The sequence below is a fragment of the Idiomarina sp. ST10R2A5 genome (genome assembly GCF_051842325.1).
In the GTDB taxonomy this organism is placed as follows: Bacteria; Pseudomonadota; Gammaproteobacteria; order Enterobacterales; family Alteromonadaceae; genus Idiomarina; species Idiomarina abyssalis.
Window position 1 is genome coordinate 311,567 of record NZ_JBNIEX010000002.1, and the last position, 18,146, is coordinate 329,712.

An 18,146-nucleotide genomic window follows, 5' to 3' on the forward strand; every position below is an offset into this window, starting at 1 on the left:
ATTTTTTAACGCAACTTCAAGGTTGCGAGTCCTATCAGTACAAAAATTAACGACAATATCCAGAAACGCACAATGACTCGTGGCTCAGGCCAACCTTTTAATTCGTAGTGATGGTGAATTGGCGCCATGCGGAAAACACGTTTGCCCCGCAGTTTGTAGGAACCCACCTGCAGCATTACGGAAACCGTTTCCATGACAAAAACACCGCCCATAATAAACAGCACCAACTCCTGGCGGACCAGTATCGCGATAATGCCAAGTGCAGCGCCTAAGGCCAGAGAGCCTACATCGCCCATAAATACCAGTGCCGGATAAGTGTTGAACCATAGAAACCCCAGCCCAGCACCAACAATAGCGGTGCAGACCACCAACAACTCGGCGGTTAAGGGTAAATAAGGAATTTGCAGATATTCAGCAAAGTTCACGTTGCCGGAAACATAAGCAAAAATGCCCAATGCTGCGGCAACCATAATGGTCGGCATAATCGCCAGCCCATCTAAGCCATCAGTGAGGTTCACCGCGTTGCTGGTACCGACAATGACAAAATAGGCCATCAACAAATAAAGCATGCCCAGTTGCGGCATAACGTCTTTAAAGAAAGGAACAATCAGTGCCGTCTCGGCGCCTTGTGTGCTGCTCCAGTAAAGGTAGACCGCTGCAATGCTTGCAATAACCGACTGCCAGAAGTATTTCCATTTGGCGATTAAACCTTTCGGATCTTTGCGCACTACTTTGCGGTAGTCATCGACAAAACCCACAATGCCAAAGCCGGTGATTACTAATAACACAACCCATACATAGCGATTCTCCAGGTCGGCCCAGAGTAGTGATGAGCCCAGCACCGCGGCTAGTATCAAAACACCGCCCATGGTCGGTGTACCGGTTTTACTTAGATGACTTTCGGGGCCATCGTCCCGTACCGTTTGTCCTATCTGCAGACGTTGCAAACGTCGAATCAATGTTGGTCCTAACCACAATGACAAAACTAAAGCGGTTAAAACGCTCAGTATTGCCCGTAAGGTCAAGTAGGAAAACACGTTAAACGCGCTTTCAAACTGGGTTAGGTACTCCGCCAACCAAACTAACATGCGTGCTTTTCCTCTGTGCTGTCATCAACTGTGACAGCCTGCTGTATTGCTGCAACAACGCGCTCCATATGTGCAGAGCGTGAGCCTTTAACCAGCACTGTGACAGGCTGTTTACCTGTCTGTTCTGTAAGTCTTTGTAAAACAGAGTCAACCAGCGACTGCAAGCTACCGAAGTGCTTGCCTCCGTGGCCGTTAAAGACCTCGCTGGCACTTTGACTGAGTACACCCAGGCTATATAAGTTGTCGATACCGGAACCAATAGCATGTTCACCAATTTCTTCGTGGTAGGCTCTTGCATCAGCTCCTAGTTCGCCCATGTCTCCAAGGACAAAAATTCGATATCCCTCGTAGCTTCCGAGTAAATCAAGAGCAGCTTTGGTGGAAGCAACGCTGGCGTTGTAAGTGTCGTCAATGATACGTAAGTGATCACTCACTTTTATGGTGGTTAAACGCCCTTTTGCCGGTTGAACCTTCTCTAAACCGGTAACAATATCATCCAGAGATATACCCAATTCGCTGGCCGCAGCCGACGCAGAAAGCGCATTTAAAACGTTGTGCTGACCGCTCAATTTTAAAGTCAGTTGTCGGGCTTCCCCATTTAAATGAAGCGTAAATGATGGGTGTCCTTCTCCATTAAGAGTGATATCTGTGGCAAACACGTCTGAACTATCGGTTAAACCAAAGGTTTTCCAGTTCATATTAGTGCAAGCGCGCTCCCAGCATGGGTAAAACTCGGAATCGCGGGGGGTAACAGCCGTTCCCTGGCTCCCCACTCCACGGAAAATTTCAGTTTTCGCACGAGCTACGCCGTGTAAACTGCCAAAACCTTCAACGTGTGCAGCACTTACGTTATTTAGAATAGCGACGTCGGGCTTGACCAGATTAGTGGTGTAGCCTATTTCTCCGGGGTGATTCGCTCCCAGCTCAACCACCGCGTATTTATGTTGTTCTTCCAGTCGCAGCAGAGTCAAAGGAACACCAATGTCGTTATTAAAGTTGCCCTGAGTCGCCAATACCGGATGACGAATTGATAAAATGGCCGCCAGCATTTCTTTTACTGTGGTTTTACCATTACTGCCGGTAACCGCGACGGTTCTCGGAGCAACCCTGGCTTTCACCGCTGCGCCCAGGCGTCCTAGTGCATGGCGGCTGTTCTCGACAATAATTTGCCGACAGTCAATGTCCTGCTGCTTTTCACAAATAACGGCAGCAGCACCTTTGGCTATAGCTTGCTCAACGAAGTCGTGCGCATCAAAGTTCTTTCCTTTTAAGGCAATGAAAAGTGCGCCCAGCAAATCCGCCCGCGTATCCGTTGATACTTTATCTATTTTACAATCAGAGCCAACCAGGCGGCCTTCCACCTGTTCCGCGATCCACTCCAGTGATACTGAAATCATGCGCAGTCTCCTTGCAGCCATTCACTCACGACTGCTCTTTCGTTGTAATCCACACGTTGGGTGCCGATAACCTGATAGTCTTCATGTCCCTTGCCTGCCAGCAGAACTACATCATCTTGTGCTGCTTCCTGCATGGCTTTTATCACGGCTTCGCGGCGGCCGGGCCAGACTTTAACCCGCTCTTTGTCCGCAATACCTGTCAGAATGTCTTCGATAATCTGTTGCGCTGGCTCAGTTCTTGGATTGTCGTCTGTAACAACCACGACGTCAGCGTAGTCCGCAGCGACTTTGCCCATTTGTGGGCGTTTACCCCGGTCACGGTCGCCACCGCAGCCAAACACGCACCATAAACGACCTTTGCAGTGCAGCCGCAAAGCACTTAATACCTGGTGTAAAGCGTCTGGTGTGTGGGCATAGTCAACCACCACTAATGGCGACTGCTTGTTATGAAAAGCTTCCATGCGCCCGGGAACCGGTAGCAAATTGCGGCAAGCCTGGCCAATTTCCGCCAGAGGCTTATTGAACTTCAATAAAACCGCTACGGCACACAGCAGGTTATAAACATTAAAGCGCCCCAGTAGAGGTGTCTCAACGGTGCAGGATTCGCCCTGCCAATTGATCTGAAATACTGAGCCTTGCTCATGGAACTGAAGCCCCGTTGCACGCAAGCACGGTTCTACCGAGCTATCGTTAAGGCTTATCCATAGATCCGCTAAGTTGTCTTTATGCCACTGACTGAGGGTGTCGTCATCGGCATTAACTATTCGGTTTTGCACACCAAAGTCGGCAAATAGTCGTTGTTTCGCTGCAACGTAATTTTCCATGGTGCCATGATAATCCAGATGGTCACGGCTGATGTTGGTAATAGCGGCCGCGGAAAAATGCAGTGCTTCTACACGGCGCTGAATCAAAGCGTGCGAAGACACTTCCATAGCCACAAGCTCTGCGCCTTCTGCAAGTAATGTGGCCAGTCGGTGTTGCACGGTAACTGCATCTGGAGTCGTATGCCGTTCAGGCAACAAACGTCCGATGAGCCCACTACCAGTGGTACCAATAACCGCCGCTTCCATGCCCAGAGCTTTTGCCAACTGAGCCATAATATGAGTGACCGATGTTTTCCCGTTAGTTCCGGTAACACCAACCAGCTGCATTTTCTCTGACGGGTGACCAAAGAAGGTGCCTGCAATGTGTGACAAGTGCTCGCGCACACCGCTAAAGCCGACCACCACAGCACCTCGGCGATGTTCCAGCGCTAGTCCGGGGGCCTCAGCAATAACCGCTACCGCACCTGCATCTATAGCGGCATCAATATAAGCCCGTCCATCGGTTTCATAACCAGGGATCGCAACAAATACGTCGCCGTTTGCAACCTGCCTACTATCTAATTTTATTCCACTGACAGTAACATCCGGAATAGCGAATGAAGCAGGCAGCATGGTTAATAACTCAGCCAGTTTCATCATTCATCACCCCCGAAACCCGCAGCACGAACTCGAGTGTCTTCAATGTTATCTGGCGCGACATTCAGCAGACGCATGGTCTGAGACACAATTTTTGAGAATACGGGTGCCGCCGCTGTACCGCCATAATAGTCATCAGTACCCGGCTCATTTATGGTGACCACAACAACAATTTTCGGGTCGCTGACCGGTGCAATACCAGCAAATAAAGCAACATACTCGTCGCCGTAACCACCACCGGTCTTCGTTTTTCTTGTTGTTCCGGTTTTGCCCGCTACGCGATACCCCGGAACCTGAGCGGCTTTGGCCGTGCCGTCTCGCACCACCTCTTCCATCATATGCATAACAGCTCGTGTGTTGTCCGGATTAAACACCTGCTCAGCGGGTAACGGTGACTCCTGACGGAATATTGTAAGCGGCCGTTTCAAACCACCGTTTGCAATAATGTTATAGGCATTCGCCAGTTGCAGAGTCGTTGCTGACAGCCCATAGCCGTATGAGAGCGTCGCAATTTCAAATTCAGACCAACGTCTGCGATCGCCTAAAATACCGATACTTTCACCCAATAGAGCAATGCCGGTGTCGTTACCAAAGCCTGCGTCGGCATAGGTTTGCAATAGTGGTTCAATGCCCAAATCCAGAGCTATTTTGGTCACCCCGACATTGGAGGAATGTTTCAGCACCTCGGTCAACGACAGTTCACCATAGTTGCGAGGGTCACTTACGCGACGTCCGCCAATTCTCAACCAGCCCGGGCTGGTATCAATGCTATCGCCCGCTTTGTGGCGGCCATTCTCTAGCGCACTGAGAATCACCAGCGGTTTCATCGTTGACCCTGGTTCGTAGCTGTCAGTTACCGCACGGTTACGCATTCTGAAAGACTGCAATTCCGCACGGTTATTAGGGTTAAAGGACGGGCTATTGACCATAGCCAGAACTTCACCGGTTTCGACATTAAGCACTACTGCCGAGCCTGAAGTTGCCTGATTGTAGCGCACGGCTTTTTTCAGTTCGGTGTAAGCAGTTGCCTGAACACGTTGGTCGATACTCAGTGTCAGCTGTTTTGGTTGTTGTGCATCTGTCTGACTAATTTCTTCAACAACCCGTCCTTGCGCGTCCTTGCGATAAACTCGTTTGCCCGGTGTGCCGGTTAAGTGTTCGTCGTACAATAGTTCGAGGCCTTCTTGGCCTGCACCGTCGATATCGGTCAGCCCAATTAAATGAGCACTGATTTCACCTGTTGGATAATAGCGCCGAGACTCAGTTTTTAAATACACACCCGGTATTTTCAATTGTTTCACGTAATCCGCTTCTGACGGCGTCACTTTCCGCTGTAGATAAACAAAGCGTTTTGACTCATCGTCCACTTTGCTCACCAGCTCATTGCGATTCATGCGGAAGGTTTCCGCCAGAGCCTGCCAGCGACGCTCGTCTGCCAATGCATCTTTTTCTGCAATTCGCTTGGGATCTGCCCACACGGTTTCTACCGGAACGCTGACCGCCAGTTCTCTGCCATTGCGGTCAACAATGGTTCCTCGTTCAACCGCAACACTGGCTGACCTTAAGCTGCGCATATCGCCCTGCAGCGAAAACGCATCGGGACTAATGACCTGGATATAGGCAGCACGTGCAATGAGTACGGAAAAAACACCGAACAGTAAAAACACTGCGGTATAAAAACGCCAGCGAGTGCCTGCTGGCTCTGAACGTTTTTTGCGACGAGTCACTGCCATGAGACAAGTACCTCCTGCTCTGGCGCAACGTCACGCATACCAAGCTGTTCCTGCGCGATACGCTCCACTCGACTGTGTTCAGTCAGCGAGTTCTGCTCAATCACAAGGTGCCGCCACTCTCTGTCCAGAGTGTCGCGATACGAGAGTAAGTCGTCGCGCTCAGCAGTTAATTGCCGATTCAAATGCGCGATATAAACAATGCTTAGTGCATTAACAATAACCACCACGCTCAGCAACACTATCCACTTATGTTGCAGCAGATCTTGAAGTAACATTTTGGTCAGGCTTGGGTAACGCTGTTTAGTCATTGCGAACCCTCCTGGCAATACGCAGCACAGAGCTACGTGAACGCGGATTTTCCTGGACTTCTGCCTTGCCCGGCTTAATCGCTTTACCCACTTTTTCCAATGTTTTGTCTTTATTTCGTTCGGCTTCAGTTACCGGTAACCCCGGAGGCAGTTGCTTGCCTTCGCTGTGTTTACGGATAAAGCGTTTAACTAAGCGATCTTCCAGGCTATGGAAGCTAATAACCACCAACCGCCCGTCTTCTTTCAAACCAGAAAGCGACGCTTCGAGAGCTTGTTCTATTTGCTCTAACTCGCGGTTGATATGAATTCGTATGGCCTGAAATGTGCGCGTTGCCGGGTGTTTATGCTTTTCTTTTACCGGGCTCACACGGGCAATCATTTCCGCAAGCTGCTTCGTGCGGGTGAAAGGCTTTTTCTCACGGTCCATAACTATGGCACTGGCAATACGGCGAGCAAAACGTTCCTCACCATACTCTTTAAGAACCCAACTAATGTCGTCTTTTTCTGCACGATTAAGCCATTCGGCCGCTGTTTCGCCGCTAGTGGTGTTCATCCGCATATCCAGCGGACCGTCACGCATAAAGCTAAAGCCTCGCTCAGCATCGTCCAATTGTGGGGAGGAGACACCAAGGTCAAACAAAATACCCGTCACTTGCTGGTTCAGTTGCAAGTCATCAAGCACCTGTTGCAGGTTTGAGAAAGGAGTGTGGATAATTTGAAAACGGGGATCGTCATCGAAGGATTTTGCCTCTGCAATGGCCTCAGGGTCTTGATCAAGAGCAATCACCCGGGCATTGTCACCTAACTGATTAAGAAGCGCACGTGTATGTCCGCCACGACCAAATGTGGCGTCAATATATGTGCCTTGCGGATCAGTCGCTAATGCTTGTATCGACTCTTCCAGTAGCACCGAAACGTGTTGCGGTGACGTTGTTATCATTATAATGAAAAGTCTTCTAGTCGTTCGTTGAGAGTAAAGTCACCTTCGCGTTCAACATCCATATCTTGCGCCACTTGTTCATGCCAGGCGTCTTCATCCCAAACTTCAAATTTATTCAGCTGCCCGACAAGCATCAGTTTTTTTTCTAAACCGGCGTGTTGTCTCAATGGCGCTGACAATAACAGACGACCGTTTTTATCCATTTCACAGTCGTCGGCATGGCCTAACAGAAGCCGCTGTAAGCGACGTTCTGCGGGGTTCATACTGGATAATCGAGTGAGTTTTTGTTCTATGATTTGCCACTCGGGAAGCGGGTACAGCAAAAGGCACGGTTGCTTAATATCAATCGTGCAGACCATTTTGCCTTCACAGTCTAATGACAACGCATGACGGTACTTGGCCGGTATGGCCAAACGTCCTTTGCTATCCAGACTTAATGTTGTTGCACCTCGGAACATGATCCCACCTGATCATTGTGATCCACTATTATCCACAAATCCCCACAATGTTACAGTCTAGGTGTCACTGTTTCCCACTGTCAAGAAAAAACCTCTTTATTTGTCAGGGCTTCACAGAAATTTACATTAAGCGCTTGATGCAACGTGCAAAATAGTTTTTCTGCTATGGGTTGTGCGATTTTTATGCGATACTCGACTGAGTTTTAGCTAGCTGTGATACTCAATGAAGCGCTACTTATTTGTCATATTGGTAAGCTTTTGCGTGCTGGTGACCGGCGTTATCTGGTTTGCGGAAAATCAACACTCGCAAGTGATAGAGTCACGTAAGCGTGTGGCTACCGAACGCTTAGGCAGGTTACGCGCCGCACTCGAAGGCCAGATTAATTCCTCGCTGACCACCGCTCGAGCGCTGCAGGCTGAAATAAAACTTTCCCCTGACATTTCCGCAGAACGCTATCGTTTACTGGTGCAAGAGCTAATAGACAATGACCTCCCTGTTCGTCATGTGGCTCTGGCCCCTGATCTTATTATTGAGTTTCTCTATCCTTTAGTGCCAAACCAGGACGCGCTGGGTTTTGATTACCGAGCTTCACCCGAACAGTTCAAGAGTGTTCAGGAAGCCATTCAACGCAAAAGCATCATTATTGACGGCCCTGTCAAATTAGTGCAAGGCGGCTGGGCACTAATAGCACGGGCTCCGGTTTTTATCGATAACTCGCTGTGGGGCATGATTGCGGTTGTCATTGATATTGACCAGTTAATGATCAGTAGCGGCCTGACCTCAGTTGATGATTATCTCTTCGCACTGCAAAAGGGCAGTAGAGATAGCGAAGAGTTATTTCAACGTGGCGATCCGTCCGTATGGCAAAAAGACTATGTCGCCATTGAAATCGATGTATCCTCCGGCCAATGGATACTGGCTCTTGCGCCGAAAGACAATGGCTGGGCCAAACGCGATAATATTTATTGGATCATCATAATTGCCGGCTGGACACTCTCATTCTTAATGATTGCCTTTATGTATAATTTGGTCGCAACCCAGAGTCGTTTACGGACAGCTCTGACAACAATTGACCGGCAGGCCAACTTCGATTCAATCACCGATTTGCCTAATCGTCGAGCCTTTGTTGACTATCTCAATCAATTAACTCAGAGCGGCAATGATCAGCATTTTGCTATTTTGTTTATCGACCTTGACCATTTTAAAGAAGTTAATGACAGCCTGGGACACGACGCCGGCGACGAGTTACTGGTGTCAGTTGCTGAACGTTTAAGGAGTCAACTGCGGGGCTCTGACTTTATCGCCCGTATTGGCGGCGACGAATTTGTTGTGGTGATTAATCGCTTCAAGTCACATGAAGTCATTAATGATTTGGCAACCCAAATTAATCGTCATTTAAGCGAACCTTTTACATTACGTCAGAACCAAATACAAACCACCTGCAGCATTGGTATTGCATTGTACCCTGACGATGGCATGAAAGCTGCCGAGCTTCTCAAAAATGCAGACTTGGCCATGTACGCCGCAAAAACCGCAGGGCGCCGCACCCACTACTTCTTTAATGACGAACTAAGAGCTCAGACCGAACGCCAGAATACAATTCACAACCGAATGCGGGACGGCCTAAAGCGACATGAATTCTCGCTAGTTTATCAGCCTATTGTTGATTTTAGTTCCGGCAAAGTCACCAAATGTGAAGCCTTACTTCGTTGGAAAGATGAAGATGGCAATGTCATTTCTCCCGCTGAATTCATTCCGGTTGCTGAACGCACGGGGTTAATTCACGAGCTGGGACAATTTGTTCTGGAGCAAGCCTGTATTGACTGGGTTACCGTTCATAAGTCCGGGTACCCTATTGAAGTTTCAGTTAACCGCTCAGAGCGAGAGCTGAACGATATGGAGGTCGCTAAACAGTGGCTGTCTTGCATCAAGCAACACGGTATACCAACTGAAAGCATCACTTTCGAAATTACTGAATCATTGTTAATGAGTAATAAGCAGCGGCAATTGCAAATTTTGCATTACCTGCGCTCGCAAGGAGTACAACTGGCCATTGATGATTTTGGTACCGGTTACTCAAGCATTAATTACCTGCAGCGTTACCCTGTCGACTATATAAAAATAGACAGAAGCTTTTTGAACCAGGCACCTGATGACCGCGTGCAGGTTGCTTTATTAGACGCTTTACTTCGGGTGGCCAGAGCCCTTGATATCGACGTTATTGCTGAAGGCGTGGAAACTAAGCGACAATGGGAGTTATTGCAGCAACAACAATGTGACTTTGCTCAAGGCTACTTTATTAGTGAACCCCTGACTTTAGATAAGTTATTAGACTTTTTGCGAAAATGGCAGTTCTGAAGTCGAAAAGAGGAATAAGGTGGAGAGCCGGCCGATAAGCCGGGTTCTGTCGTGGACAATCATTCATCTAGTGATCAGGTTGCCCTGACCCTCAAGCAGTCTACCCGGGTTCAACGCGGGCCGCGCCAAAGAACCCCTATTTGACCTTGCTCCGGGTGGAGTTTACCGTGCCGCAAACTGTTACCAGTTGCGCGGTGCGCTCTTACCGCACCCTTTCACCCTTACCTGTGCTGCAAGCAGCCATCGGCGGTTTACTCTCTGCTGCACTAGTCGTCGGCTTACGCCGCCCAGGCGTTACCTGGCACCCTGCCCTATGGAGCCCGGACTTTCCTCCCCCTGTAAACAGGCGGCGATTGTCTGGCCAGCTCTCCGCGGAGGATTCTACGCTGCGCCAGGCTTTAACTCAATCTTTGTTTTTATTCTCCAGCCCCCACTGATACAACACGTTTTTACGTTCATCATGAATTTTCGCAGTGACAGCAGCCGCTTTCTTTAATGGCAACTCCTCCAGTAGCAACAGCAAGGTGCGCTTAGCCGCCTCTCCAGGGCCTTCACTGGCTTCCGTTTCTGGCTGCAAGGGTGATATCAGTAACACCATTTCTCCCCGCTGCTGGTTGCTGTCGTCTGTTAAAACCTGCAATAACTCTGCAGCACTGCCATTTAAATAGGTTTCAAACTGCTTCGTCAGTTCACGCGCCAGTACCAGCTGCCTTTCTGTCCCCAACACGGCATTCATATCGGCCAGGGTATGCAGAATTCTGTGTGGGCTTTCATAAACAACAACGGTTCTTGGTTCTGTTTTTAACGCTTCTAATTTTGCCCGGCGTTGCTGCGGCTTAGAAGGCAAAAAACCTTCAAAGGCAAAGCGGTCGGTAGGCAAGCCAGCCGCAGACAGTGCTACGGTTACGGCACAGGCACCCGGCAGTGCAACTACTTTGAGGCCGTGCTGACGACACCGTTGTACCAGCACATAACCCGGGTCATTAATAAGTGGCGTACCCGCGTCACTGACTAATGCCAGGGAATCGCCTTGCTGCAGGCGCTCAATAACCGCATCCGCGCGCTGAGTCTCGTTATGCTCATGCAGCGCAAACACGTCGTTTTGTATGCCATAATGCTGCATTAACTTCCGCGTATGTCGCGTATCTTCTGCAGCTATGGCTGCTACATCGGCTAATGTTTTTATTGCCCGCTCGGTCATATCGCCTAAATTCCCGATAGGCGTGGGTACAATATAAAGGGTCCCCGGGTTTGTCATAATGAGTCTCAGTTTGTTTCCAACGTCAATGCCGTTTATAGTATCACCGAACAGGCACCAAAGCGGAACCTTACAGTGTTTAGAACTCAGTCATTTGTATTTTTAGCTCTACTGGCACTCATGGTACTCACTCAGTGTACCTCTGCCCCTGACCGGAAAACTGAAACGCCCGATAAAACCGCAGATGTCGCCGACCAGGACTTGAGTTTAACTGAAGAAAAATCAGCTCAGGACTGGTTAGATGAAGCCCGCGCTGCCGCCAACGATATTGAACAGCACTCCGCTTTAATACGCGCAGCTAATGCGTTTCAGAATGAACAAAAATGGCAGCAGGCTGTAGCCGTGTTGTCTCAATTAAGCCCTCAAAAAATTACCCGGCATAGTCAAAAGTACTATCACCTGGCTAAAGCTCGTTGGGCAGCAGAACAAGAACAATGGTCCCAGGTTATTGATGAACTTGAGAGCGTTTATACACAGTTTAACCAACGCGAATTTCGCGCTTTGAGCTTACAATTGCTGTCTCAAGCCGCTTACCAGCAAAAAAGCTACTGGCAAGCTTTGGTGTGGCAGGTCGACGCTCAGCGTTTTGCTGAACAATCCAGCGCAGAAACCATATGGTCTGTTGCCAGCCGGGTCACCCAATCTGAGCTTCCACAGCAACGTCCGGCTGATTTAGCTCTAGCGGGTTGGTGGCGTTTAGTTGACTACCATCATCAGGCCATGACCAACCCGGAACAACTGTCTGTTTACCTAAGCCAATGGTTGCAAGGATATAGCGAGCACGCTGCTGTCGATATGGTAGAAAGATGGCAGGAAACAGAAATCAGGAATGATAACGAGAAGACATCCAAACCCGTCATTGCGGTCCTAATACCCTTGTCTGGAAAATACCAACAACAAGGTCAGGCCGTCCGCGATGGCATTATTGCCCGCACAGGAGAATTAAAAGAAGTACAGGTGGTTTTTATTGATAGCGAACAAGGTGACATTGCGGCACATCAAGAGCAGATAAAGTCACTGAACCCGGTTGGTATTGTCGGTCCCCTTTTAAAAGAGAATGTTGCGCTTTGGGCTGAGCAGCCACCCAGTGATGTGCCTCAGATTTTTCTAAACCAGGTTGAAAGAGAATCAGCGGACTCCTCTGCTAATAGCGCGTTTTTCGCCTTAACTCCTGATACAGAAGCCCGGCAAGCTGCGCAGCGCATCAATCAGAAACTTCCAGGAGCTAAAAGTACCATGATCATCGCCGCCGATACGTCCAACGGACGTAGAATGGTCGATGCCTTTAAATCGAGTTGGGATAATGAGCAGGCGGGACACCCCAAAGTTTCTTACTTTTCGGAACGCGCGGACATGAAAGCAACGGTGGAAAACTCTCTGGGGCTAACTGACAGTCAGCAGCGCATTCGGGCAGTGAAAATAGCCGCTGGAAAGATCATTGTTGATGAGCAGGAACGAAGCCGGAGAGATATCAGCGCTATTTATCTGCCGGGAAACTTACAACAAACTCGTCTGTTAAAACCTTTTATTGATGTCAGTGTTTCACCTTTTGCCGCACCCATTCAGGTGTACGCCAGTTCTGCGACTCACGAACTTAAAAACCGCTTAGGGGATTCTGATCTTAACGGTATTATCTTTTCTGACATTCCCTGGTTAGCTTCAGATGCCGGTAATAATTTGCTTTTAACTCAGTGGCTTGAGCTACGCAATGGTTGGGGACTTTCACTAGCAAGGTTAGCCGCAATGGGATATGACAGTGTGTCATTAATACAACGATTAGAAATTATGAACCGTATGCCGGGGCTCACCTGGAGCGGACTTAGTGGCAACCTCCACATCAATGACTCAGTGGTTCAACGTGAACTAACCTGGGCTACCTTTACTAAGGGGAAAATAGCCTTAGCTAAGGAGTCAAATAATGCAGGAAGTAGCAACAGGTAAGCACGCGGAGTTACTGTCGGCAGAATTTTTGGAAAAGAATAGCCTTACAATTATTTGCAAAAATTACCGCATTGACGGCGGTGAAATTGATATTATAGCCCGAGACGGAGATTACTGGGTCTTTTGCGAGGTTAAGTATCGGCAACATGAGCACTTCGCTTCAGTACTTGAGCAAATTAAGCCGCAACAATGTAGGCGTGTAAGGCATACTGCCCGTTACTATTTACTCAGTAATAATATAGACGAACATACCGCAGCAATACGTTTTGACGTTATTGCAGTAGTCGGTCACCCAACAAAAATTGAATGGTTTAAGGACGCATTCTAATTATGAATGACGAGCTAATTAAAGCGCTTTTCACAGAGAGCATACAGACACAGATCTCCGCAGTTGAGAGCCTGACCGATGACATGGCAACCACAGTGGAGTTGTTAGTGGCTAACCTGCTCAATGGTCAACGCGTTTTTTGCTGCGGAGACCGAACCACAGGAGTGGTTGCACAGCATTTTGCCAATCTCATGACAGAGGGGATGAAGCTCGAACGGCCTCCTTTTCCAGTGCTGGCTCTGAGTGCGGGCAAGCAAAAGCAACTGGCAGCATTAGGTCAGGCTAGCGACATTTTGATAGTTATAGCCGATAATCAGGAAAATGAAGAACTGACCTCCGTTATGGAAACAGCAATTAGCCGCGACATGTTAATCATCGCTTTAACCGGAGAAGGTAATGACTCTGTTTCCGGTTTACTAGGTGCTAATGACATAGAACTGCGTGTGCCAAGTTTAAATCCCGCTCGTATACTGGAAACCCAGTTATTTATTGTCCATGGTCTATGTGAACAAATAGAAAATACTATCTTCCCTCAGGAGCACTGACGCGTATGACTTTATCTAAACTCGCTTTACCCGTCATTTTTATCAGCTTGTTAGCCTTACAAGGATGCGCTGCTGTTGCAGTTGGCGCTGCCGCAGTTGGTCTCTCATCTGCAACAGACCCACGTACCATAGGCACGCAGGTAGACGATCAAACTATTGAAATGAAAACGAATGCCAAACTGGGAAACGATGAGCAGCTTGAGGATTCTCGCGTCATTGCGGTGAGCTACGATACCAACGTGCTGTTGATTGGCCAGGTGCCCAGCGAGAGTTTGAAAAGAAGAGCAGAAGATGTCATTAGAGATACTAATGGCATTAATAAAATTTTCAATCAACTGCGTATTGGCTCAAAAGCTTCTGCAACGGTTCGCGCAGGCGACAGCTGGATAACCAGTAAAGTGAAACTTAAGTTTGCGAATAATAAATCCATAGATGCCACCAACATAAAAGTGGTAACAGAAAACGGCGAGGTATTTCTGCTAGGCCATGTTAGTCAGGCGGAAGCAGAGGCTGCTGTTGAAGTTGCAAGAAATGTTGATGGTGTAGGACGAGTTATTAAAGCACTAACCATTAAGCGTTAGTGCTTTAAATTCTTACTTAACAACTTTTAAGTTGGGCTTTTTCTTCGCTGATTTTTGCTCAGTTTCAGTGTTGCTCTGCTCTTCTTCGTCAAGCTCGGGCATTTTATCCAACTCGGGCTCGGCCTCAAACATAGCACCAGCTCCATTTTCACGGGCGTATATGGCTAATGCCGCCGTCATAGGAACAACAACCTGCATGGGCTGCCCACCAAAACGTGCGTTAAAACGCACCTCATGGTCCGCCAACTGTAAGTTCTGAACTGCTGTTGGTGAAATATTAAGAACTATCTGGCCTTCACTCACAAAGTTTTGTGGCACAACCGTGCCGACAATGGTTGCGTCAACAACCAAGTGCGGAGTCAGATCGTTATCAACAATCCATTCGTACAGTCCACGAAGTAGATAAGGTCTTTTCGGCGTCATAGCACTACTCCTCGACGTCGATGAAATTAATGACGGGCGAGCTCTTTCTCTTCTTCCGTTAAAGAGTCCTGGAACGTTTTGCGTTCAAATAAACGTACCATATATTGCTTGATCTCTTTTGCACCTTGCCCTTCCAGGTCAATGCCGTAAGCTGGCAAACGCCATAGCAGAGGTGCCAAATAACAATCGACTAAGCTGAACTCTTCACTCATGAAATAAGGCGTGTCGGCAAATATAGGAGCCAAAGAAAGTATGCCTTCTTTCAGTTCCTGCCTTGCCTGTGCATCGCCTTGCTGAATTTTTTCAGCCAGACTGTACCAGTCACGCTCAATACGGTACATCATAAGACGACTTGTACCACGGGCAACCGGGTACACTGGCATCAGTGGCGGGTGCGGGAAACGCTCATCAAGATACTCCATGATAATTTGTGCGTTATATAACACCAGTTCACGGTCAACAAGAGTCGGCGTAGCCTCTGGGTACGGGTTAAGCTGTAACAGATCCTCCGGCGTACTTTCGTCGGTCACATACGTAATTTCGACACCAACACCTTTCTCAGCTAACACCAGACGTACCTGATGACTCTTTAAGTCATCCTTTCCTGAATATAACGTCATTACTGAGCGTTTATTTGCTGCAACAGCCATTCCTTTCTCCAGATAATATCAACGGCAAAAGGGTGGCAAGCCACCCTTTACTAAGTCGTTGTCTAACAGACTGATAAGCCTCGATTATTTGAGGTCTTTCCAAAACTCTTTCTTAAGTAACCATGCCAAAATAGTGAATACCAGCAGGAAACCAAAGACAAACCAACCCATTCGACGCTGCTCTAACAACATAGGCTCACCGGTGTATACCAGGAACGCTGTTAAATCTAGCATCGCTTGGTCGTACTCGCTTTCAGACAGGCGACCGTTTCCATCGGTTTTAATACCAACGTAAACATCTTTCATTTCGCCGTCTATCATACGCTCTTCGTAGGTTTTTTCAGGAAGCCCCTGAAGTTCTTCCAGCACATGCGGCATACCCACGTTAGGGAATACTGCGTTGTTAACCCCAAATGGGCGACTTTCGTCTTTATAAAATGAGCGTAAATAAGTATAAATCCAGTCCGCACCACGTACACGAGCAACATTGGTTAAGTCCGGTACAGCTGTACCAAACCAATTCGCAGCGGAATCTGAATTCATATTATTGGTAATAAGATCACCGGCTTTATTGCCAGTAAACTGTAAGTGCTTCTCACCCAGCTCTTGTGGGATACCAAGATCTTCAAAGGTGCGGTTATAGCGATGATACTCCAGCTGATGACAACCCAGACAGTAGTTCATATATAACTGCGCACCGCGTTGCAACGAGGCCTTGTCGTGTAAATCGACTTCGGCCTTATCTAATGGAACTTCAGGACCCGCCGCAAAAACCAGCGACGGAATCAAAGTTATAAGAGCGATTAACAGTTTTTTCATTTCGACGTCACCCTTTCTGGTACCGGTTTAGTCTTCTCGCGCTTACTGTAGAACCAGAGCAGCCCGAAGAATGCAAAGTACAGGAACGTAAATATCTGTGCGAACACGGTTGCAACAGGAGTTGCAGGTTGAGTTCCCAGATAACCCAGTACAACGAAGCTGATCGCGAATACGGTTAAGTTCAGCTTATGCAATAGGCTACGATAACGAATTGAGCGTACTCGACCACGGTCTAACCAAGGCAATAAGGCCAGGAAGGCAATGGCAGCAAACATGAGAATGACGCCAAATAGCTTATCCGGAACCGCGCGCAAAATAGCGTAGAACGGTGTGAAATACCATACCGGAGCTATGTGCTCTGGTGTCTTCAGCGGGTTCGCTGGCTCGAAGTTCGGTGGCTCAAGGAAAAAGCCGCCCATTTCCGGATTGAAGAAAATAACGTAACAGAAGAAGAACAAGAAGATACCAAAACCGAACATGTCCTTAAGGATGTAATAAGGATAAAACGGGATGGAATCAACAATGTCTTTCTTGTTCGTGAAGCGCTCATGGAACTTAAATTTCGGCTTCTCTTCGTCAGGAACCGAGCCTTTAGGCTTCTTCGTATCAACACCATCGGGGTTGTTAGAACCGACCTCGTGCAAAGCGACGATGTGCAAGAAGACCAAAATAACCAGCACTAACGGTAAAGCAATGACATGCAATGCAAAGAAACGGTTTAACGTAGCGCCCGAAATAACGTAGTCACCGCGGATCCACAAAGTTAAATCATCACCAATGACCGGAATTGCACCGAACAAGGAGATAATAACCTGAGCACCCCAGTATGACATTTGTCCCCATGGCAACAAGTAGCCCATGAAGGCTTCCGCCATTAATACCAGGAAGATGAACATACCAAACAACCAGATTAATTCCCGTGGTTTTTGGTAAGAACCGTACATCATGCCGCGGAACATATGCAGATAGACCACCACGAAAAACGCTGATGCCCCAGTGGAGTGCATGTAACGCAACAGCCAACCGTATTCAACGTCACGCATGATGTACTCGACCGAAGCAAATGCGCCTTCGGCACTTGGTACGTAGTTCATGGTAAGCCAAATACCGGTCAGAATTTGGTTAATTAATACAATAGTTGCCAAGAAACCGAAAACATACCACATGTTGAAGTTTTTCGGAGCTGGATACTGTGCCAGGTGGATGTTCCAGGTTTTTGTCATGGGGATGCGGGCATCCATCCACTCTACAAATCGCTTAAACATTATGCTTGCCCCTTATCTTCACCCACCAAAATGGTGTTCTCGTCGATAAAATAATGCGGCGGCACGACTAAGTTCAGAGGTGCTGGAACGCTTTCAAAAACACGACCTGCAATATCAAACTTCGAACCGTGACACGGGCAGAAGAAACCAGATTCAACGCCATCAACATGGTCTCCCATTCCCTTTTCGAGATAGGACGGGGAACAACCTAAATGAGTACAGATACCAACGGCGACAAAGAATTCTTCCTTGATTGAACGGTGTTGGTTCTGTGCGTACTCAGGCTGCTGTGGTTCTTCCGAATTAGGGTCGCGAAGCCGATCTTCAACTTTAGACAACCCTTCCAGCATATCGGGGGTACGACGCACTACCCAGACTGGCTTTCCGCGCCATTTCACACGGACTAGCTGGCCAGGTTCAGCCTTGCGTATATTCACTTCTACGGGCGCACCCGCGTTTTTCGCTTTCGCGCTTGGGTTCCATGATCTTATGAAGGGAACGGCTACTGCTACCGCTCCGGCACCACCTACCACAGAGGTTGCGACAGTCAAAAAACGACGGCGGCCTTTATCTACAGGCGCATTGCTCATCCA

At 48.2% G+C, this 18,146-nt stretch carries 18 protein-coding genes and 1 other RNA gene; 5 read left to right on the forward strand and 14 right to left on the reverse strand.

Going from position 1 to position 18,146, the window contains the following annotated elements; all coding sequences use genetic code 11:
* Positions 1-5: 5 nt before the first annotated feature.
* From mraY to mraZ, 7 genes are read right to left on the reverse strand one after another with little or no spacing between them, the layout of a single operon-like run.
* Positions 6-1,088, reverse strand: coding sequence for a phospho-N-acetylmuramoyl-pentapeptide-transferase (mraY, locus tag ACP7FG_RS04040; protein ID WP_224797836.1), 1,083 nt, complete (start codon positions 1,086-1,088; stop codon positions 6-8).
* Entirely contained in the window at positions 1,082-2,485 is a 1,404-nt protein-coding gene (locus ACP7FG_RS04045) for a UDP-N-acetylmuramoyl-tripeptide--D-alanyl-D-alanine ligase (RefSeq protein WP_439225600.1), read from the reverse strand. Before ACP7FG_RS04045 ends, mraY begins: the two co-directional genes overlap by 7 nt.
* A complete protein-coding gene (gene murE / locus ACP7FG_RS04050) occupies positions 2,482-3,948 on the reverse strand; it encodes a UDP-N-acetylmuramoyl-L-alanyl-D-glutamate--2,6-diaminopimelate ligase (RefSeq protein ID WP_224797834.1) in 1,467 nt (488 codons plus the stop codon). Before murE ends, ACP7FG_RS04045 begins: the two co-directional genes overlap by 4 nt.
* Positions 3,945-5,678 (reverse strand): peptidoglycan D,D-transpeptidase FtsI family protein, encoded by a 1,734-nt coding sequence (locus tag ACP7FG_RS04055; RefSeq protein WP_199494238.1) that lies wholly within the window; start codon positions 5,676-5,678, stop codon positions 3,945-3,947. The genes murE and ACP7FG_RS04055 overlap by 4 nt, the downstream gene beginning before the upstream one ends.
* Positions 5,669-5,986 carry a cell division protein FtsL gene (gene ftsL, locus ACP7FG_RS04060; RefSeq protein WP_199494239.1) on the reverse strand — a complete coding sequence of 106 codons (318 nt, stop codon included), beginning with the start codon at positions 5,984-5,986 and terminating at the stop codon, positions 5,669-5,671. The genes ACP7FG_RS04055 and ftsL overlap by 10 nt, the downstream gene beginning before the upstream one ends.
* Complete coding sequence (gene rsmH / locus ACP7FG_RS04065) at positions 5,979-6,926, reverse strand: 16S rRNA (cytosine(1402)-N(4))-methyltransferase RsmH (RefSeq protein WP_439225601.1); 948 nt, start codon at positions 6,924-6,926, stop codon at positions 5,979-5,981. The genes ftsL and rsmH overlap by 8 nt, the downstream gene beginning before the upstream one ends.
* A complete protein-coding gene (gene mraZ / locus ACP7FG_RS04070; protein ID WP_199494241.1) occupies positions 6,926-7,384 on the reverse strand; it encodes a division/cell wall cluster transcriptional repressor MraZ in 459 nt (152 codons plus the stop codon). Before mraZ ends, rsmH begins: the two co-directional genes overlap by 1 nt.
* Positions 7,385-7,607: 223 nt before the next feature.
* Between mraZ and ACP7FG_RS04075 the strand changes: the two genes are divergently transcribed.
* Positions 7,608-9,743, forward strand: coding sequence for a putative bifunctional diguanylate cyclase/phosphodiesterase (locus ACP7FG_RS04075; protein WP_439225602.1), 2,136 nt, complete (start codon positions 7,608-7,610; stop codon positions 9,741-9,743).
* A 19-nt stretch (positions 9,744-9,762) separates the two neighbouring features.
* On the opposite strand, the gene rnpB is transcribed toward ACP7FG_RS04075, so the two are convergent.
* Both rnpB and rsmI read right to left on the reverse strand, forming a co-directional pair.
* Positions 9,763-10,112, reverse strand: an RNA gene (gene rnpB / locus ACP7FG_RS04080) — RNase P RNA component class A.
* Positions 10,113-10,146: 34 nt separating this feature from the next.
* Complete coding sequence (gene rsmI / locus ACP7FG_RS04085; protein ID WP_439225603.1) at positions 10,147-11,001, reverse strand: 16S rRNA (cytidine(1402)-2'-O)-methyltransferase; 855 nt, start codon at positions 10,999-11,001, stop codon at positions 10,147-10,149.
* A 75-nt stretch (positions 11,002-11,076) separates the two neighbouring features.
* Here rsmI and ACP7FG_RS04090 point away from each other — a divergent pair, with 75 nt between their 5' ends.
* Genes ACP7FG_RS04090 through dolP form a run of 4 tightly spaced genes read left to right on the forward strand, consistent with a single transcriptional unit; the run spans position 11,077 to position 14,396 of the window.
* Positions 11,077-12,942, forward strand: a complete 1,866-nt coding sequence (locus ACP7FG_RS04090; protein WP_439225604.1) for a penicillin-binding protein activator — start codon at positions 11,077-11,079, stop codon at positions 12,940-12,942.
* Positions 12,920-13,270 (forward strand): YraN family protein, encoded by a 351-nt coding sequence (locus ACP7FG_RS04095; RefSeq protein WP_199494245.1) that lies wholly within the window; start codon positions 12,920-12,922, stop codon positions 13,268-13,270. Before ACP7FG_RS04090 ends, ACP7FG_RS04095 begins: the two co-directional genes overlap by 23 nt.
* A gap of 2 nt (positions 13,271-13,272) precedes the next feature.
* Positions 13,273-13,815 (forward strand): SIS domain-containing protein, encoded by a 543-nt coding sequence (locus ACP7FG_RS04100; RefSeq protein WP_224797829.1) that lies wholly within the window; start codon positions 13,273-13,275, stop codon positions 13,813-13,815.
* A gap of 5 nt (positions 13,816-13,820) precedes the next feature.
* Positions 13,821-14,396 (forward strand): division/outer membrane stress-associated lipid-binding lipoprotein, encoded by a 576-nt coding sequence (gene dolP, locus ACP7FG_RS04105; RefSeq protein ID WP_439225605.1) that lies wholly within the window; start codon positions 13,821-13,823, stop codon positions 14,394-14,396.
* A 12-nt stretch (positions 14,397-14,408) separates the two neighbouring features.
* Here dolP and ACP7FG_RS04110 read toward each other — a convergent pair whose 3' ends face one another.
* The 5 genes from ACP7FG_RS04110 to petA form a co-directional block, all read right to left on the reverse strand.
* Positions 14,409-14,819, reverse strand: a complete 411-nt coding sequence (locus tag ACP7FG_RS04110; RefSeq protein ID WP_222236424.1) for a ClpXP protease specificity-enhancing factor — start codon at positions 14,817-14,819, stop codon at positions 14,409-14,411.
* A gap of 26 nt (positions 14,820-14,845) precedes the next feature.
* Positions 14,846-15,469 carry a stringent starvation protein SspA gene (gene sspA / locus ACP7FG_RS04115; RefSeq protein WP_054489841.1) on the reverse strand — a complete coding sequence of 208 codons (624 nt, stop codon included), beginning with the start codon at positions 15,467-15,469 and terminating at the stop codon, positions 14,846-14,848.
* 84 nt (positions 15,470-15,553) lie between these two features.
* Positions 15,554-16,288, reverse strand: a complete 735-nt coding sequence (locus ACP7FG_RS04120; RefSeq protein WP_054489839.1) for a cytochrome c1 — start codon at positions 16,286-16,288, stop codon at positions 15,554-15,556.
* A complete protein-coding gene (locus ACP7FG_RS04125) occupies positions 16,285-17,553 on the reverse strand; it encodes a cytochrome b (protein WP_199494249.1) in 1,269 nt (422 codons plus the stop codon). Before ACP7FG_RS04125 ends, ACP7FG_RS04120 begins: the two co-directional genes overlap by 4 nt.
* Positions 17,553-18,143, reverse strand: coding sequence for a ubiquinol-cytochrome c reductase iron-sulfur subunit (petA, locus tag ACP7FG_RS04130; RefSeq protein ID WP_054489835.1), 591 nt, complete (start codon positions 18,141-18,143; stop codon positions 17,553-17,555). The genes ACP7FG_RS04125 and petA overlap by 1 nt, the downstream gene beginning before the upstream one ends.
* Positions 18,144-18,146 lie beyond the last annotated feature (3 nt).

What these genes read in the sequence shown, in the direction of transcription:
- mraY (WP_224797836.1), bottom strand. Translation starts at nt 1,088, where the DNA reads ATGTTAGTTTGGTTGGCGGAGTACCTAACCCAGTTTGAAAGCGCGTTT.
- ACP7FG_RS04045 (WP_439225600.1), bottom strand. Translation starts at nt 2,485, where the DNA reads ATGATTTCAGTATCACTGGAGTGGATCGCGGAACAGGTGGAAGGCCGC.
- murE (WP_224797834.1), bottom strand. Translation starts at nt 3,948, where the DNA reads ATGATGAAACTGGCTGAGTTATTAACCATGCTGCCTGCTTCATTCGCT.
- ACP7FG_RS04055 (WP_199494238.1), bottom strand. Translation starts at nt 5,678, where the DNA reads ATGGCAGTGACTCGTCGCAAAAAACGTTCAGAGCCAGCAGGCACTCGC.
- ftsL (WP_199494239.1), bottom strand. Translation starts at nt 5,986, where the DNA reads ATGACTAAACAGCGTTACCCAAGCCTGACCAAAATGTTACTTCAAGAT.
- rsmH (WP_439225601.1), bottom strand. Translation starts at nt 6,926, where the DNA reads ATGATAACAACGTCACCGCAACACGTTTCGGTGCTACTGGAAGAGTCG.
- mraZ (WP_199494241.1), bottom strand. Translation starts at nt 7,384, where the DNA reads ATGTTCCGAGGTGCAACAACATTAAGTCTGGATAGCAAAGGACGTTTG.
- ACP7FG_RS04075 (WP_439225602.1), top strand. Translation starts at nt 7,608, where the DNA reads ATGAAGCGCTACTTATTTGTCATATTGGTAAGCTTTTGCGTGCTGGTG.
- rsmI (WP_439225603.1), bottom strand. Translation starts at nt 11,001, where the DNA reads ATGACAAACCCGGGGACCCTTTATATTGTACCCACGCCTATCGGGAAT.
- ACP7FG_RS04095 (WP_199494245.1), top strand. Translation starts at nt 12,920, where the DNA reads ATGCAGGAAGTAGCAACAGGTAAGCACGCGGAGTTACTGTCGGCAGAA.
- ACP7FG_RS04100 (WP_224797829.1), top strand. Translation starts at nt 13,273, where the DNA reads ATGAATGACGAGCTAATTAAAGCGCTTTTCACAGAGAGCATACAGACA.
- dolP (WP_439225605.1), top strand. Translation starts at nt 13,821, where the DNA reads ATGACTTTATCTAAACTCGCTTTACCCGTCATTTTTATCAGCTTGTTA.
- ACP7FG_RS04110 (WP_222236424.1), bottom strand. Translation starts at nt 14,819, where the DNA reads ATGACGCCGAAAAGACCTTATCTACTTCGTGGACTGTACGAATGGATT.
- sspA (WP_054489841.1), bottom strand. Translation starts at nt 15,469, where the DNA reads ATGGCTGTTGCAGCAAATAAACGCTCAGTAATGACGTTATATTCAGGA.
- ACP7FG_RS04120 (WP_054489839.1), bottom strand. Translation starts at nt 16,288, where the DNA reads ATGAAAAAACTGTTAATCGCTCTTATAACTTTGATTCCGTCGCTGGTT.
- ACP7FG_RS04125 (WP_199494249.1), bottom strand. Translation starts at nt 17,553, where the DNA reads ATGTTTAAGCGATTTGTAGAGTGGATGGATGCCCGCATCCCCATGACA.
- petA (WP_054489835.1), bottom strand. Translation starts at nt 18,143, where the DNA reads ATGAGCAATGCGCCTGTAGATAAAGGCCGCCGTCGTTTTTTGACTGTC.